A 15,735-nucleotide genomic window follows, 5' to 3' on the forward strand; every position below is an offset into this window, starting at 1 on the left:
CCGGAAACGGCAAAAAAATCGAGGATCTGAGCGCCGTCAGCCTGGTCGATGTGGTTAGGCTCATCCTCCGATGCCGTTGATCAGACCATCCCTAGAGCGCCACTTCGGTATGCTCCGGCGAACGCGCCTGCGTCGTTCGCCGTCTCCAACAGCAAACTCACCTTCCACGAAGCGTAGCTTTAATCCGACTCCGTGAAGTGTGCTGCGCGCCTTCCTAAGGCAGACAATGAAATTCCGGATCAATTACATTGAACTTAAAATACTATTATTCTACATACCAGCGCATAGGACGAATCGTAGAAGTGTTTGAAATCAAATCCCCTGTCTTAATGTTTACAGCAGCCAAAGCATATTGACCCAACGTATTCAGGAGATAATGGTGTGATTGCAAAGGAGACGAAACCACAGCAAATTGACTCCCCACTGTCACGTCAACAACAAGATCGGTTTCACTCATACAGACTACGGCCTGTGAAGCATCAAGCCTCAAAGAAGTATGTGTGCACTGCACAGTCCATACGTGTATGTTGGGTGCCGGGACCAGCACCTTGACACTCGCACCAGCGTCCACAGCAGTTCTTAGGCTTCGCAGCGATCCCGAAACAACATTGCCATTTGCATCAGTTTCATATACTAGCGTCCATGCCTTCGAGTTGCCCGCAACCAGAACAAGCACTGTAAAAAGAGCAATTTTCGCAATCATTTTTTGACCTATTGTGGACGTGAGAATACGTATCAGGATTTTCTTACCACTTTTAAACGATTAACTTTGCGAATCGCAAATATCACCTCACCTTCATTCTGTAAAGCGTGAGCTTGACGTCATAGTCGTTCAATTTTAATTAGAGACTGACAAACCCTATGAGTTACCCCGCCCTCGTCAGCATTGTCATGCCCACCTACAAGTCGCGCTATTTTGCGCAGGCGCTGGATAGCGTGCTGGCGCAGACCTACACGGCATTGGAGCTGGTGATCTGCGACGACAACACCGATGGTGCCATCGAGGCCGTGTTGGCGTCGAGGCTGGCTAACGCCCCATTTCCGATCCGCTACCACCGCAATGCCACCCGCCTCGGTGAACTCGCCAGTACCATCAAGGGCATCGCGCTGGCGCAGGGCGAGTACGTCAAGTTCCTGCACGACGACGATGTGCTGCAGCCGGACTGCATTGCGCAGTTGGTGGAGGCAATGGAACGCAACCCTGGCACAGCGCTGGCGTCCTCGCGCCGGCTGCGCATCGACGATGACGGTGCGCCGTTGCCCGACATCCTGGCCACCAGCTTCCCGTTCGGCGAGGACGTACTGATCGACGGGCCGGAGCTGGTGTCGTTCCTGGCCGACCACGCCATCAACTTCATCGGCGAGCCGAGCTGCGTGCTTGCACGACGCGCTGACCTGCTGGCGCTGGGCAACGAGTTGATGATGTTGAACGGCAAGGCCATCCACTGGGTGGGTGATCTGGCGATTTACGTCAAGCTGCTGCGTCATGGCAATCTCGCCCTGCTCTCCAGCCCGCTCACGCATTTTCGCGTGTCGAGCGCGCAGTTCAGTCAGGCCGGCCGCGATCAACCCGGCATCGGCGATCAGGGCCACGAAGACCTGCGCGAAGGCATCCGCCAACTCGGCTGGCGGCGCGAGGGCGGCGACAACCGCCAGGTGCGCGTCGCCCCGCTCAGCCCGCACAAGGCGCGGGTGTTCAAGTCGGTGGATCTGGTCAATGCGCTGATGCAAAGCGCCGGCATGGCCGAGCGAGTGTCGCCGTCCACCTGGTTGGGCGTGCGCCATCCCAGCAACGTCCAGCGCTCACGGATCGAGGCGCGCTTGCAGGCGCATGCAGGTGGCCCGCGGATCGCAGTGATGTTGATCGACAGCAATGGCGATGCGGCAGCGGTGGCCGCAACTCAGGCCAGTCTGGCGGCGGTGGCGTGTTATCGGAATCAGCAGACCTGGGTTTTCAGCAGCTCGCCGCAGCAGGTCGCCGAGCATGGGGAGTGCGGTGTGTTGGTCGGCCCCGACGGGTTGTTGTCCACACTCAATCGGACCATCGCCACACAGCAGTCCATCGACTGGGTGCTGCTGGTCGAAGCCGGCAGCCTCTTCACTGCCAGCGGCCTGTTGATGCTGGCGCTGGAGATGCTCGCGCTGCCGGACGATTGCCAAGCTGTCTACGGCGACGAAGTGGTCGCGCTGGACGACGGTCAGCTGGGGCTGGCGATGCGGCCGGCGTTGTATCTGGACATGCTGCTGAGTGCGCCGTCGACGCTGTCGCGGCATTGGTTATTCCGGCACCGCACGCTGCTGGCCGATGGCGGCTTTCCGGCTGGATCAGGCGACGCGTTCGAACTGGATTATCAGCTCGGCCTGGTCGAGCGCCACGGCCTGGCCTGCATCCAGCACATCGCCGAACCCTTGCTGGTGGCATCGGCCAACACCTCCCGGCACAGCGACGAGGACGAACAACGCGCCATCACGCGCCATCTCGCCGTGCGCGGCTATGTGGAAGCGGTAGTGAGCAGCAACGGCCCCGGCCGCCATGCAGTGAATTACCAGCATGCACAGCAGCCTTTGGTCAGCATTCTGGTGCTGGTCGATGGACGCCTGGCGCAGGTACAGCGCTGCCTTGAAAGCGTGCTCGCTAACACCAGCTACCCGCACTACGAGCTGCTATTGCTTGATCGGGGCGACAACACTCAGCCAGAGCTGCGCGATTGGCTGGCGAGCATCGAAAACCTGAGCCTGCAGCAGATCCGCGTGCTGCACTTTGAGGGCGAACCTTCGCGCGAGGCGGCCTGCAATGCCGCAGCCGAGCAGGCACGTGGAGACGTGCTGCTGTGGCTTGCGGCAGGCGCAGCAGCGATCAAAACCGATTGGCTCGCGCAGTTGCTCAACCACGCGCTGCGCCCGGAGGTCGGCGCGGTGGCCGGCAAGCTGCTGCGCGGCGACGGTACCGTGCATCACGCCGGCTTGCTGCTTGGCCTGGGAGCACCGGCAGCACGCGCATTCGAAGGGGCCGCGTTCGACGAATCGGGCTATCTGCAGCGGCTGCAGCTGGATCAGAACTACACCGCCTTGAGCGGCGAATGCCTGATGCTGCCGCGCCAGCTCTTTATCGAGGCAGGCGGCTTTGCGCTGGAGCCGGCACTGGCGCAGTGGAGCGATGTCGATCTGTGTCTGCGCCTGCACCAGGCCGGGTACTTGAATGTGTTTGCCGCGCGCGCGCAGTTGTTGATCGACCCACCGGAGCAGACGCCCGCCACTGCACTCGACGAAGAAGCGATGTACGCCCGTTGGCTGCCGGTAATGGCCAACGACCCGGCTTACAACCCGGGCTTTTCGCTGGATCCCGGCGCAGGCTTCCGACTGGCCGACCCGCGCGCCAGCTGGCGGCCGTTGCAGTCGTGGCGGCCGCTGCCGAGCGTGATCGCACTGCCGGCCGATATCGAAGGCTGCGGCCACTATCGGGTGATCCAGCCGCTGCGTGCTCTGCGCGAGGGCGGCATGGTGGAAGGCGTGCTGTTCAACGGCTATCTGGAGATCAGCGAGCTGGCGCGTCAGGATCCCGACGTGGTGATCCTGCAACGCCAGGTGGGCGAAGCGCGGCTGGAGGCGATGCGCCGCATGAAGGCGTTATCGCGCGCGTTCAAGGTCTACGAGCTGGACGATTACCTGCCCAACCTGCCGCTGAAGAATGCCCACCGCGAGCACATGCCCAAGGACATTCTCAAGACCGTGCGGCGCGGGCTGGGCCTGGTGGATCGCTTTGTGGTATCCACCCCGGCGCTGGCCGAGGCGTTTGCCGGGCTGCACAGCGATATCCGCGTGGCCGAAAACCGCCTGCCCCCGCACTGGTGGGAAGCCTTGCCGGAGCGCAACATCCGCCATGGCGGAAAGCCGCGGATCGGTTGGGCCGGCGGCGCCAGCCATACCGGGGATCTTGAATTGATCGCCGACGTGGTGCGCGAGCTGGCCGACGAGGTCGAATGGGTGTTCATGGGGATGTACCCGTTCGCGCTGCGCCAGCACATCCATCAGTTCCAGCCCGGCGTGCCGATCGATCATTACCCGGCCGCGCTGGCCGCCTTGGGCCTGGATCTGGCGCTGGCACCGGTGGAACAGAACCTGTTCAACGCGTGCAAGAGCAATCTGCGGCTCTTGGAGTACGGCGCCTGCGGCTACCCGGTGATCGCCAGCGATGTGCGCTGCTACCAGGGCAACCTGCCGGTGACGCTGGTGAAAAACCGGTACCGCGACTGGATTGGCGCCATCCGCGAGCATCTGGCCGACCCGGACGCAGCACGCGCCAAGGGTGCGGCCTTGCGTGACGTGGTGCGCCGCGACTGGATGTTGAGCGGCAGCAATCTGGAGCGTTGGCGGGACGCGTGGTTGCCGGATTAATGGGCACGGCGCATGCACCACCTTTAAGACACATTGTCATCAAAGCCAAGCCGGCCGATTCAATCCAGCTCACAGCCGCAGAAATATCGAGCCGTCGCGTCGTTTAGCTACAGTCACATGCATAGCGCAAAAGTCTGGTTGGTCGTGCGCGCGGTGCCCTCACCGCCTGCGGGACACGCCGTGAATCCATCCGTGGAGCAACTGTCTTGATCGCCCAATGGCAGTTGCTACCCCCATCCGCCCTTCGGGCACCTTCCCCCGCAGGCGGGGGAAGGCAGGCATTGATCTCTGCGGTGAAGCGCCTCTCTGCGGCAAAGGGCCCCTTGCGGCAAAGGGCCCCTTGCGCTGAAGCGCCCTCTCCCGGGGGAGAGGCTAGTGGCGGCATCCATGCCGCCACACGGTCCCGCAAGCGGCAAAGACACCGCACCAGAGAGTTTGCTGACTGCCTTTGTTGAAACCACGCGCACCGACCATCCTGACTGGTCCTTGCCCGCCCACCGTCGCGGGACCTTACGCGGCATGGATGCCGCGTAAGAGCTTACAAGGACGTACTTGCAGCGTGTCCCGCGATGGTGGGCGGGCAAGGGCCCTTCAGCCAAGCCGCAGATCAGTCGCTCTTCGCCAGACAGGCCCGCGTCTTGCTAGGCAAACCGGCTGAACAAACGCGCGCCCTGTCGACAAGGCCCAGCTAAAGAAGCACCCGACTCAAGAGTAGGTGCCCGCCTAGCTAGCGCAGAGAAAGTTGCGCCTGCAGACCACTCTGCAGCCCTGCTACAGCACCCTCCACGCCCCCGGCGCCGGAATCCCGCCGCAATTTCGGCACGCCGCTTGCATTGATGTGGATGCCTCCCTGGCTGACCGCACCCATGAGCGATTCCGTTACCTCGATTCTTTCGCAGATCCGCAGCTACCAGACGCAGATGGGCCAAGGCCCCATGGGCGCGGTGGGCGATGCGGCGCGCGGCAATCAGATCCAGGGGTTGGCCGGCACGCAGGGAACGCCGGCCACCCAGGCGCCCAGCTTCAGCGAGACCTTGCGCGGCGCCATCGGCGGCGTCAACGAGGCCCAGCAGAAGTCCGGCGCGCTGGCCAAAGCATTCGAAATGGGCGACCCCAGTGCCGATCTGGCGCGGGTCATGGTCGCCTCCCAGCAGTCCCAGGTGGCCTTCCGCGCCACCGTGGAAGTCCGCAACCGTCTCGTCCAGGCTTATCAGGACGTCATGAACATGCCGCTGTAAAGGTTGACGACACATGGCTCTCGCGATCACCAAAGAAAACATGAACCAGAACGCCGAAAAGGCGGGCCAGTGGTTCGACCGTGTCCGCAGCCTGCAGATCACCCGCAAGCTGACCATGATGGCGATGATCGCCCTGGCCGTGGGTGCGGGCCTGGCGGTGTTCTTCTGGTCGCAAAAACCCGGCTACCAATCGCTGTACACCGGCCTGGACGAAAAGGGCAACGCCGAGGCGGCCGACCTGCTGCGCACCGCGCAGATCCCGTTCAAGATCGACCAGGGCACCGGTGCCATCTCGGTGCCGCAGGACCGTCTGTACGACGCGCGCCTGAAGCTGGCCGGCTCCGGCCTGACCGGTAAGGAAACCGGCGGCGGGTTCGAGCTGATGGAAAAGGATCCGGGCTTCGGCGTCAGCCAGTTCGTGGAGAACGCCCGCTACCAGCACGCGCTGGAAACCGAACTCTCGCGCACCATCGCTACCCTGCGCCCGGTGCGCGAGGCGCGGGTGCATCTGGCCATTCCCAAGCCCAGCGCCTTCACCCGCCAGCGCGATGTAGCCAGCGCCTCGGTGGTGCTGGAACTGCGTGGCGGCCAGGGTCTGGAGCGCAACCAGGTCGATGCCATCGTCAATCTGGTGGCGTCCAGCATCCCGGACATGACTCCCGAGCGCGTGACCGTGGTCGACCAGAGCGGCCGCATGCTCTCCATCGCCGATCCCAACAGCGACGCTGCCCAGCACGCCGCCCAGTTCGAACAGGTGCGGCGCCAGGAAAGCTCTTACAACCAGCGCATCCGCGAACTGCTCGAGCCGATGACCGGCCCGGGCCGGGTCAACCCGGAAGTCAGCGTGGACATGGATTTCTCGGTGGTCGAGGAAGCCCGCGAGCTCTACAACGGCGAGCCGGCCAAGCTGCGCAGCGAGCAGGTCAGCGATTCCAGCAGCAGCGCCACCGGCCCGCAGGGCCCGCCCGGCGCCACCAGCAACAGCCCCGGCCAGCCGCCGGCTGCCAATGCCACCGCTGGCGCGCCGGGTACCCCGGCCGCCGCCAACGGCCAGGCCGCCGCACCTGCCGCGCCGACCGAAAGTTCCAAGAGCGCCACCCGCAATTACGAATTGGACCGAACCTTGCAACACACCCGTCAGCCGGCCGGCCGCATCAAGCGGGTGTCGGTGGCAGTGCTGCTGGACAACGTCCCGCGCCCCGGTGCCAAGGGCAAGATGGTCGAGCAGCCGCTCACCGCCGCCGAGCTCACCCGCATCGAGGGCCTGGTCAAGCAGGCGGTAGGCTTCGACGCGGCACGTGGCGACACGGTGTCGGTGATGAATGCCCCGTTCGTGCGGGAAGCGGTTGCGGGCGAGGAAGGCCCGAAGTGGTGGGAAGACCCGCGCGTGCAGAACGGTCTGCGCCTGCTGGTCGGTGCGGTGGTGGTGCTGGCGCTGCTGTTCGGTGTGGTGCGCCCCACCCTGCGTCAGCTCACCGGCGTGACCCCGGTCAAGGACAAGCAAGGCAAGGTTGGCAAGGATGGCACTCCACAGAGCGCCGACGTGCGGATGGTCGACCAGGACGATCTGTTACCCCGCCTGGAAGAAGACACCGCCCAGCTTGGCCAGGACCGTAAGGTTGCGATCGCCCTGCCGGACGCCTACGAAGAACGCATGCGCGTAGCGCGTGAAGCCGTGAAAGCCGATTCAAAACGTGTCGCACAAGTCGTGAAGGGATGGGTCGCCAGTGAAGCCTGATACACCACCGATGACCGGAGTGCAGCGTGCTGCGGTGCTGTTGCTGTCGCTTGGGGAAAGCGACGCCGCCGAAGTGCTCAAGCACATGGACCCCAAGGAGGTGCAGAAGATCGGCATCGCCATGGCCACCATGACCGGTATCTCGCGCGACCAGGTCGAGCGGGTCATGGACGACTTCAACGGCGAGCTGGCCGGCAAGACCTCGCTGGGCGTGGGCGCCGACGACTACATCCGCAACGTGCTGATCCAGGCGCTGGGCGCGGACAAGGCCGGTGGCCTGATCGACCGCATCCTGCTCGGCCGCAACACCACCGGCCTGGACACCTTGAAGTGGATGGACCCGCGCGCGGTCGCCGACCTGGTGCGCAACGAACACCCGCAGATCATCGCCATCGTCATGGCGCATCTGGACAGCGACCAGGCCGCAGAGGCGTTGAAGTTGCTGCCCGAGCGTACCCGCGCCGACGTACTGCTGCGCATCGCCACCCTGGACGGCATCCCGCCCAATGCGCTGAGCGAGCTCAACGACATCATGGAGCGCCAATTTTCCGGCAACCAGAACCTGAAGTCGTCCAACGTGGGCGGCATCAAGGTCGCCGCCAACATCCTCAACTTCCTGGACACCGGCGCCGACCAGGGCGTGCTGGGCGAGATCGGCAAGATCGACGCCGACCTGGCCAGCAAGATCCAGGACCTGATGTTCGTGTTCGACAACCTGGTGGATCTGGACGACCGCGGCCTGCAGACGCTGCTGCGCGAAGTCTCCGGCGAACGCCTGGGCCTGGCCCTGCGCGGTGCCGACGTCAAGGTGCGCGAGAAGATCACCCGCAACATGTCCCAGCGCGCGGCCGAGATCCTGCTGGAGGACATGGAAGCGCGCGGCCCGGTACGCCTGGCCGACGTGGAAGCGGCGCAGAAGGAAATCCTCACCATCGTCCGCCGCCTGGCTGACGAAGGCGCCATCAGCCTCGGCGGTGCCGGTGCGGAGGCGATGGTATGAACGATATCGTCACCCGCTGGCTGGCCCCCGACCTGCACATGGCGCCGGCACTGCCGGAATCCGAATTCGACGAACCGGCCGTCTACGAGCCGGTGCTGCGCCCGCCGACCCTGGAAGAGATCCAGGCCATCGAAGACGCCGCCCAGCAGGAAGGGTTCGCGCGCGGCCATGCCGAAGGCTTTGCCCAGGGCCAGTCCGAAGTGCGCCGCCTGACCGCGCAGATCGACGGCATCCTGGACAATTTCACTCGCCCGCTGGCGCGGCTGGAGAACGAAGTGGTCGGCGCGCTCGGCGAGCTGGCGGTGCGCATCGCCGGCTCGCTGGTGGGCCGTGCCTATCAGGCCGACCCGCAGTTGCTCTCGGACCTGGTGCACGAAGCCATCGATGCGGTCGGCGGTACCGGGCGCGAAGTCGAAGTGCGCCTGCACCCGGACGACATCACCGCACTACTCCCGCATCTGGCGGCCAGCAGCACCACCCGCGTGGCCCCCGACCTGAGCCTGAGCCGTGGCGACCTGCGCGTGCACGCCGAAAGCGTGCGCGTGGACGGCACCCTGGATGCGCGCCTGCGGGCCGCGCTGGAGACCGTCATGCGCAAATCCGGAGCGGGCCTGTGAGCGACCTGTTGCAAGCCACCCCAGCCCCGGCCGATTGGCTGGACGCGCGCAACCTGCGCCTGGCCACCCGCCTGAGCGGGCTGGGACTGGAGCCGACTGCCGGCCGCACCCTGATCCGCGAAGGCATCCTGCGTCGCGCGGTCGGCCTGACCCTGGAAGCCACCGGCTGCGAAGCGCCGATGGGCGCCACCTGCAAGGTCGAAGTGGATGGCGGCTGGGTCGATGCCGAAGTGGTCGGCTTTGCCGGCGAACGCACCTACCTGATGCCCAGCGCCGAACTGCACGGTCTGCTGCCGAATGCCCGCGTGGTGCCCTCGCGGCGGCGCGGCGGCGTGGAAGTGGGCGAAGGCCTGCTTGGCCGCGTCATCGACAGCGACGGCACCCCGCTCGACGGCAAGGGCCCGATCCGCGGCGAAGGCAGCGTCAGCATGGCCGGCGTGTCGATCAACCCGCTCGCACGCGAACCCATCACCACCTCACTGGATGTCGGCGTGCGCGCGATCAACGCGCTGCTGCCGATCGGCCGTGGCCAGCGCGTGGGCCTGTTCGCCGGCTCCGGTGTCGGTAAATCGACACTGCTGGGCATGATGACCCGCTTTACCTCGGCCGACGTGATCGTGGTGGGGCTGATCGGCGAACGTGGCCGCGAAGTGCGCGATTTCGTCGAAAGCACCCTGGGCGAGGAAGGCCTGCGCCGCGCCGTGGTGGTGGCCGCTCCGGCCGACCGCCCGCCCTTGGCCCGCCTGCACGGCGCCTACCGCGCCACCGCCATTGCCGAATGGTTCCGCGACCAGGGCTTGAACGTCTTGCTGCTGATGGATTCGCTGACCCGTTTCGCCCAGGCGCAGCGCGAGATCGGCTTGTCGGTCGGCGAACCGCCAACCACCCGCGGCTACCCGCCGTCGGTGTTCGCCAAATTGCCGGCGCTGGTGGAACGTGCCGGCAACGGCGCCAAGGGGCGCGGCTCGATCACCGCCTTCTACACCGTGCTGACCGAAGGCGACGACCCGCAGGATCCGATCGCCGACGCCGCGCGCGCCATTCTCGACGGCCACATCCTGCTCTCGCGTCGGGTTGCCGACAGCGGCCTGTACCCGGCCATCGACGTCGAATCCTCGGTCAGCCGCGTGGTGCAGGACATTGCCGACGACACCTGGCGCCTGCGCATCCGCAAGCTCAAGCGGCTGTTGTCGGCCTACACCGCCAACCGCGACCTGATCGCCATCGGCGCCTACCAGCGCGGCAGCGACCCGGCCACCGACGAAGCATTGGCGCGTTGGCCGGAGATCGTCGAATTCCTCGGCCAGGACGTCCACAAGGCCGCCGACCTGCCCGACAGCCTGTCCGCGTTGCAGCGGCTGGTTGAACCAGAGAACTAATCCATGATGCAGTCCAAACGGATCGACCCCCTGCTGCGCCGCGCTCAGGAGCAGGAAGACAAGGTCGCCCGCGATCTGGCCGAGCGCCAACGCGCGCTGGAGACGCACCAATCGCGTCTGGAAGAACTGCGCCGTTATGCCGATGAATACGCCAACAGCCACATGGCCGGCACCAGCGCCGCCGCGCTGACCAACCGCCGCGCCTTCCTGGACCGGCTCGACAGCGCCGTGGTGCAACAGGCACAGACGGTGGAAAGCAACCGCAACAAGGTGGAAGCCGAGCGCACCCGCCTGCTGCTGGCCAGCCGCGAAAAACAGGTGCTGGAGCAACTGGCAGCCAGCTACCGCGCCCAGGAGAACAAGGTGATCGAGCGCCGCGACCAGCGTGAGATGGACGACCTCGGCGCGCGCCGCTCGCGCCTGTCACGCAGCGAAGATACCCACGGAGAATCCGCATGAACCCCTTGTCCGCTTTTGCAGCCGGCCTCGGCGCACTCACCAGCACCGGCAAGAAATCCAGCTACAGCGACCCCTCGTCCGAACCGGATGCGGGCCAGGACCCGTTCGCGCGCATGCTCAATCCGGCCAACACGCCGAACCAGGCCCCGCCGCAGGCGCCCGAACGGGTGCCGGCCAAGCAGGCCGCGCCCAAGCCCAACCAGTCCGGCAAGCAGCGCGACGACAACGACCATGGCGACGATGCGCCGGGCGATGCCACCGCACGCCCGCGTGCGCAGGAGGGTGATGCCAAAGCCGCCAAGTCCAGCTCCGCCAAGGAGCCGGCTGCCGCCGACAGCGGCGCTGCGGCCGGTACCGCCAAAACCGGCAAGAACGCCAAGTCCACGGCCGCGAGCGAGGACGCGCCGGCTGAAGCGACAACCGCGACCGATTCCAGCTGGCCGCCGCCGGGCCTGGGCGGCTTCGGCATGGGCCTGCTGGCGCAAGCGCTGCCGGGCGGCGATGTGCTGGCGGCCGCGGCAGCGGCCTTGACCGCGAGCATGGCCGGCGCAACCGGCACCACCCCGACCGCCACCGCATTGCCCACCGATGCCGCCGCACCCACCGCAACGGGAGCGAGCGGCAACGCCCTGCCCTCACTGGGTGCGCTGGCGCCGGCGGCAACCGCAGGCGCCAAGCCCACGTCCGCCACGGCGCTGAGCGGCGATGCCCAGACCGCCGCGTTGATGAGCATGGCCGCCAAGGCGCTGACCCCGTCCACCGACGACAGCGCCGCCCCGACGGGACCGGATGCCCCAGCGTTCGTGTTGCCGACCGCCACGGTTGCTTCGCTCAGTCGCGCGCAGGATCCGGCGCCGGTGTTCAGCGCCTCGCCCACCCCGACCCCGGAGATGGGCAGCGACACCTTCGACGACGCCATCGGCGCACGCATGAGCTGGTTGGCCGACCAGAAGATCGGCCACGCCCACATCAAGGTGACCCCGAACGAGATGGGCCCGGTCGAGGTGCGCCTGCATCTGGACGGCGACAAGGTCAACGCCAGCTTCACCTCGGCCAATGCCGACGTGCGGCAGGCGCTGGAACAGAGCCTGCCGCGCCTGCGCGAAATGCTGGGACAGAACGGCTTTCAGCTCGGCCAGGCCGATGTGGGCCAGCAGCAGCAAGGCCAGTCGGGCAATCGCAACGGCGGCAACGGCGACGGCAACGGACTCAGCCTGGAAGACAGCCCGCCCGTCGGAATTCCGTCGGTGGTGTTACGCCAGCGTGGATTGCTGGACGCCTACGCCTGAGGTGGCGCGCCAGACATGCTCCGGCGCCGCTGACAACCGCGCCTCGGCAATCCCCGGCGACGCTTCATAACCTCCGCAGCGCAAGGCTTGCGGGGGTTTTTGCGTTTCGATCGGCCGTGCGCCAGGAAACCGGCGCGTGTTTGGCATGCCAGTTGCATCCACAGGGTGAGCATTCCCCTGGAGCAGACTGTGGCAGCCGCCGAAAAACCCAAGAAAACCGAAGATAAAGACGACAAGGGCGAAAAGAAGAAGGGCGGCAAGAAGCTTCTGCTGATCGCGGTTGGCGTCGTCGTACTGGCCGCTGCCGGTGGCGGCGCCTGGTTCTTCTTCGGCCACAAGGGCGATGAGAAAGGCGGCAAGCATGCCGCACCCAAGGTGGCCGAGGTGCCCAAGCCGGCTCAGTACTTCCCGATGGACCCGGCGATCGTGGTCAACCTGGCCGACCCCGGCGATGGCCCGCAGTACCTGCAGGTCGAGGTGCAGCTGGTCACCCGCGACCCGGAAGACCTCAAGCTCATCACCGAGAACGCACCGGCCATTCGTGCGCATCTGCTGATGCTGCTGTCGCAGACCAAGGCCACCGACGTGGCCGACCTGGTCGGCAAACAGAAGCTACAGAAAGCCGCGCTCGCCGAAGCGCAGAAGGTGATGACCAGCGAGACCGGCAAGAAGTGCGTCGAAGAATTGCTGTTCACCAGTTTCGTTACCCAGTAAGGCCTGCCCCATGAGCGTCAGTGATCTGCTTTCCCAGGACGAGATCGATGCCCTGCTGCACGGCGTCGATTCGGGCGTGGTCAATACCGAGCCGGATGCCCTGCCCGGCGAGGCGCGCCAGTACGATCTGTCCAGCCAGGACCGCATCATCCGGGGTCGCATGCCGACTCTGGAGATGGTCAACGAGCGCTTCGCGCGGTTGTGGCGCATCGGCTTGTTCAACCTGATCCGGCGCTCGGCCGACCTGTCGGTGCGCGGCATCGACCTGATCAAGTTCAACGAGTACATGCACTCGCTGTATGTGCCGACCAACCTCAACCTGATCCGCTTCAAACCGCTGCGCGGCACCGGCCTGATCGTGTTCGAACCCACCCTGGTGTTCACCGTGGTGGACAACTTCTTCGGTGGCGACGGCCGTTATCACACCCGTATCGAAGGCCGCGAATTCACCGCCACCGAGATGCGCGTGGTGCAGCTGATGCTCAAGCAGACCTTCGCCGATCTGAAGGAAGCCTGGGCGCCGGTGATGGAGGTGGACTTCGAGTACATCAACTCCGAGATCAACCCGCACTTCGCCAACATCGTCACCCCGCGCGAGTACGTGGTGGTGTGCCGTTTCCACGTCGAACTGGAAGGCGGCGGCGGCGAGATCCACATCACCCTGCCGTACTCGATGCTGGAGCCGATCCGCGAATTGCTCGATGCCGGCATCCAGAGCGATCGCAACGACCGCGACGACTCCTGGAACGTGATGCTGCGCGAGCAGTTGGACACCGCCGAAGTGACGCTGTCCAGCGTGCTGGCCAGCAAGCGCATGAGTCTGCGTCAGCTCACCGGTTTGAAGGTCGGCGACATCCTGCCGATCGACCTGCCCGCCCAGGTGCCGCTGTGCGTGGAAGAAATCCCGTTGTTCACCGGCGAATTCGGCGTCTCCAACGGCAACAACGCCGTCAAGATCACCGCCGTACGCCCGCCCGGCGTGCAAGCCCCGCGTGCCGTTCCATCCCAGGACCCCAGCAAATGATCAATTCCGACATCCTCGACGCCTCGCCCGCCACCTTCGACAGCCTGCAGGCCGACCGCGATCTGAATGCCACCGACCTCAACCTGGACGTCATCCTGGACGTGCCGGTGACCCTGTCGCTGGAAGTGGGCCGCGCGCGCATCCCGATCCGCAATTTGCTGCAGCTCAACCAGGGCTCGGTGGTGGAACTGGAGCGCGGCGCCGGCGAACCGCTGGACGTGTACGTCAACGGCACCCTGATCGCGCATGGCGAAGTGGTGGTCATCAACGACCGCTTCGGCATCCGCCTGACCGACGTGGTCAGCCCCAGCGAACGGATCCGGAGGCTGCGGTGATCGGCCTGCTGGCCACTGCCGCGCCCGTCGCGGCCAAGGCCACCCAGGTCGGTGCGCAGGCGCCGTCCTCGCCCAGCCTGTTTGGCGCAGTGTTTGCATTGCTGTTGGTGCTCGCGCTGATCGTCGGCCTGGGCTGGTTGCTCAAGCGCATGCCCGGCAGCGGTTTCCGCAACACCGAGGGCCTGCGCATGGTGACCAGCCTGGCGGTGGGTGCCAAGGAACGCGTGGTGGTGGTGGAGGTCAACGGCCAGCAGTTGTTGCTTGGCGTCACCGCCGGCGGCATCAACACCTTGCACACCTTGTCCGAACCGCTGCCGACCGCGCCTGCGCCCACCCTGCCCAACTTCAAGCAACTCCCCAATTTCGCCCAGCTGCTGGCACAGAAGCTGCGCAAGGACCCGTGACATGTTCAGTCGTTGGAATCGCTGGGGGCGCAGCCTGCGCCTGGTGTTGATCCTGCTGGTGATGAGCTGCCCGCTGCTGGCGGCCGCCACGCCTGCCGCCTTGCCGGCCATGGCCCAGGCCGCCGCTCCCGCTGCGGCGCCCGCTCCGGCCGGCGCCAATCAATTGCCGTCGTTGCCGAACGTCAGCGTCGGCCGCATCGGCGACCAACCGGTGAGCCTGCCGCTGCAGACCTTGCTGCTGATGACGGCGATCACCCTGCTGCCGTCGATGCTGCTGGTGCTGACCGCCTTCACCCGCATCACCATCGTGCTGGGCCTGCTGCGCCAGGCGCTGGGCACCGGCCAGACCCCGTCCAACCAGGTGCTGCTTGGCCTGTCGATGTTCCTGACCGCGCTGGTGATGATGCCGGTGTGGCAGAAGATGTGGGGCGCCGGCCTGTCGCCGTACCTCAACAACCAGATCGACTTCCAGACCGCCTGGACGCTCACCACCCAGCCGCTGCGCGCCTTCATGCTGGCGCAGATCCGCGAGACCGACCTGATGACCTTCGCCGGCATGGCTGGCGACGGCAAATACGCCGGCCCGGACGCGGTGCCGTTCCCGGTGCTGGTGGCCTCGTTCGTGACCAGCGAGCTGAAGACCGCGTTCGAGATCGGCTTTCTGATCTTCATTCCGTTCGTGATCATCGATCTGGTGGTGGCCAGCGTGCTGATGTCGATGGGCATGATGATGCTGTCGCCGATGTTGATCTCCGCGCCGTTCAAGATCCTGCTGTTCATCCTGGTGGATGGATGGGTGTTGGTGGTGGGCACGCTGGCGGCGAGCTTTAACGCGTCGTAGCCAAGAGGGTTGCATGCGCCGCCCTGCCGGCGTGTCGACCCGGCCTACCGCTTCGGCATGCGGTCCCGAAGTCGCGCAGCAGACGCAGAGCAGACAGCAAGCGCGCCAGCCAGTGCAGCCGATAGCGGCCGAAGCCCACAGCTGAGCAATTCCCCAGCCGAACCACCCAACACGCGTGGCTTCGCCTCGTACCCCCACCCCAACCCCTCTCCCGCTGGAGAGGGGCGAGTTGCTGCAGACCGTAGCTTGGTCACCCCACACACCGTCGCACCAGCTTCAGACCTCATCCCCCTATTCAGCCT

Annotated in this window: 14 protein-coding genes; 13 read left to right on the forward strand and 1 reads right to left on the reverse strand. The window is 65.6% G+C overall.

Going from position 1 to position 15,735, the window contains the following annotated elements:
- Positions 1-265 precede the first annotated feature (265 nt).
- Complete coding sequence (locus GGR62_RS14535; RefSeq protein ID WP_184408581.1) at positions 266-703, reverse strand: hypothetical protein; 438 nt, start codon at positions 701-703, stop codon at positions 266-268.
- Positions 704-861: 158 nt separating this feature from the next.
- Here GGR62_RS14535 and GGR62_RS14540 point away from each other — a divergent pair, with 158 nt between their 5' ends.
- From GGR62_RS14540 to fliP, 13 genes are all read left to right on the forward strand, one after another.
- Positions 862-4,395, forward strand: a complete 3,534-nt coding sequence (locus tag GGR62_RS14540; RefSeq protein WP_260306035.1) for a glycosyltransferase — start codon at positions 862-864, stop codon at positions 4,393-4,395.
- Positions 4,396-5,261: 866 nt separating this feature from the next.
- Positions 5,262-5,633 (forward strand): flagellar hook-basal body complex protein FliE, encoded by a 372-nt coding sequence (gene fliE / locus GGR62_RS14545; protein WP_006449786.1) that lies wholly within the window; start codon positions 5,262-5,264, stop codon positions 5,631-5,633.
- Positions 5,634-5,646: 13 nt separating this feature from the next.
- Positions 5,647-7,371: a flagellar basal-body MS-ring/collar protein FliF gene (fliF, locus tag GGR62_RS14550; RefSeq protein ID WP_184408583.1), complete on the forward strand. Its 1,725-nt coding sequence runs from the start codon at positions 5,647-5,649 to the stop codon at positions 7,369-7,371.
- Between the two features lie 10 nt (positions 7,372-7,381).
- Positions 7,382-8,371, forward strand: a complete 990-nt coding sequence (fliG, locus tag GGR62_RS14555) for a flagellar motor switch protein FliG (RefSeq protein WP_184408584.1) — start codon at positions 7,382-7,384, stop codon at positions 8,369-8,371.
- Complete coding sequence (locus GGR62_RS14560) at positions 8,368-8,988, forward strand: FliH/SctL family protein (RefSeq protein WP_184408585.1); 621 nt, start codon at positions 8,368-8,370, stop codon at positions 8,986-8,988. The genes fliG and GGR62_RS14560 overlap by 4 nt, the downstream gene beginning before the upstream one ends.
- On the forward strand, positions 8,985-10,367 hold the full coding sequence (gene fliI, locus GGR62_RS14565) for a flagellar protein export ATPase FliI (protein ID WP_184408586.1): 1,383 nt from the start codon (positions 8,985-8,987) through the stop codon (positions 10,365-10,367). The genes GGR62_RS14560 and fliI overlap by 4 nt, the downstream gene beginning before the upstream one ends.
- A gap of 3 nt (positions 10,368-10,370) precedes the next feature.
- Complete coding sequence (gene fliJ / locus GGR62_RS14570; protein ID WP_184408587.1) at positions 10,371-10,826, forward strand: flagellar export protein FliJ; 456 nt, start codon at positions 10,371-10,373, stop codon at positions 10,824-10,826.
- Positions 10,823-12,115: a flagellar hook-length control protein FliK gene (locus GGR62_RS14575; protein ID WP_184408588.1), complete on the forward strand. Its 1,293-nt coding sequence runs from the start codon at positions 10,823-10,825 to the stop codon at positions 12,113-12,115. The genes fliJ and GGR62_RS14575 overlap by 4 nt, the downstream gene beginning before the upstream one ends.
- A 165-nt stretch (positions 12,116-12,280) precedes the next feature.
- Positions 12,281-12,829 carry a flagellar basal body-associated FliL family protein gene (locus GGR62_RS14580; protein WP_184408589.1) on the forward strand — a complete coding sequence of 183 codons (549 nt, stop codon included), beginning with the start codon at positions 12,281-12,283 and terminating at the stop codon, positions 12,827-12,829.
- 10 nt (positions 12,830-12,839) lie between these two features.
- A complete protein-coding gene (gene fliM, locus GGR62_RS14585; protein ID WP_184408590.1) occupies positions 12,840-13,853 on the forward strand; it encodes a flagellar motor switch protein FliM in 1,014 nt (337 codons plus the stop codon).
- Positions 13,850-14,188, forward strand: coding sequence for a flagellar motor switch protein FliN (gene fliN / locus GGR62_RS14590; protein ID WP_184408591.1), 339 nt, complete (start codon positions 13,850-13,852; stop codon positions 14,186-14,188). Before fliM ends, fliN begins: the two co-directional genes overlap by 4 nt.
- Entirely contained in the window at positions 14,185-14,592 is a 408-nt protein-coding gene (gene fliO / locus GGR62_RS14595; RefSeq protein WP_184408592.1) for a flagellar biosynthetic protein FliO, read from the forward strand. Before fliN ends, fliO begins: the two co-directional genes overlap by 4 nt.
- Before the next feature lies 1 nt (position 14,593).
- Positions 14,594-15,433 carry a flagellar type III secretion system pore protein FliP gene (fliP, locus tag GGR62_RS14600; RefSeq protein ID WP_184408593.1) on the forward strand — a complete coding sequence of 280 codons (840 nt, stop codon included), beginning with the start codon at positions 14,594-14,596 and terminating at the stop codon, positions 15,431-15,433.
- Positions 15,434-15,735 lie beyond the last annotated feature (302 nt).

The sequence above is a fragment of the Xanthomonas sp. 3075 genome (assembly GCF_014197275.1).
Classification (GTDB): Bacteria; Pseudomonadota; Gammaproteobacteria; order Xanthomonadales; family Xanthomonadaceae; genus Xanthomonas; species Xanthomonas campestris_B.

Bases quoted from the DNA above. Each gene is read 5' to 3' on its own strand.
- GGR62_RS14535 (WP_184408581.1), bottom strand. From the start codon at position 703: ATGATTGCGAAAATTGCTCTTTTTACAGTGCTTGTTCTGGTTGCGGGC.
- GGR62_RS14540 (WP_260306035.1), top strand. From the start codon at position 862: ATGAGTTACCCCGCCCTCGTCAGCATTGTCATGCCCACCTACAAGTCG.
- fliE (WP_006449786.1), top strand. From the start codon at position 5,262: ATGAGCGATTCCGTTACCTCGATTCTTTCGCAGATCCGCAGCTACCAG.
- fliF (WP_184408583.1), top strand. From the start codon at position 5,647: ATGGCTCTCGCGATCACCAAAGAAAACATGAACCAGAACGCCGAAAAG.
- fliG (WP_184408584.1), top strand. From the start codon at position 7,382: ATGACCGGAGTGCAGCGTGCTGCGGTGCTGTTGCTGTCGCTTGGGGAA.
- GGR62_RS14560 (WP_184408585.1), top strand. From the start codon at position 8,368: ATGAACGATATCGTCACCCGCTGGCTGGCCCCCGACCTGCACATGGCG.
- fliJ (WP_184408587.1), top strand. From the start codon at position 10,371: ATGATGCAGTCCAAACGGATCGACCCCCTGCTGCGCCGCGCTCAGGAG.
- GGR62_RS14575 (WP_184408588.1), top strand. From the start codon at position 10,823: ATGAACCCCTTGTCCGCTTTTGCAGCCGGCCTCGGCGCACTCACCAGC.
- fliM (WP_184408590.1), top strand. From the start codon at position 12,840: ATGAGCGTCAGTGATCTGCTTTCCCAGGACGAGATCGATGCCCTGCTG.
- fliN (WP_184408591.1), top strand. From the start codon at position 13,850: ATGATCAATTCCGACATCCTCGACGCCTCGCCCGCCACCTTCGACAGC.
- fliP (WP_184408593.1), top strand. From the start codon at position 14,594: ATGTTCAGTCGTTGGAATCGCTGGGGGCGCAGCCTGCGCCTGGTGTTG.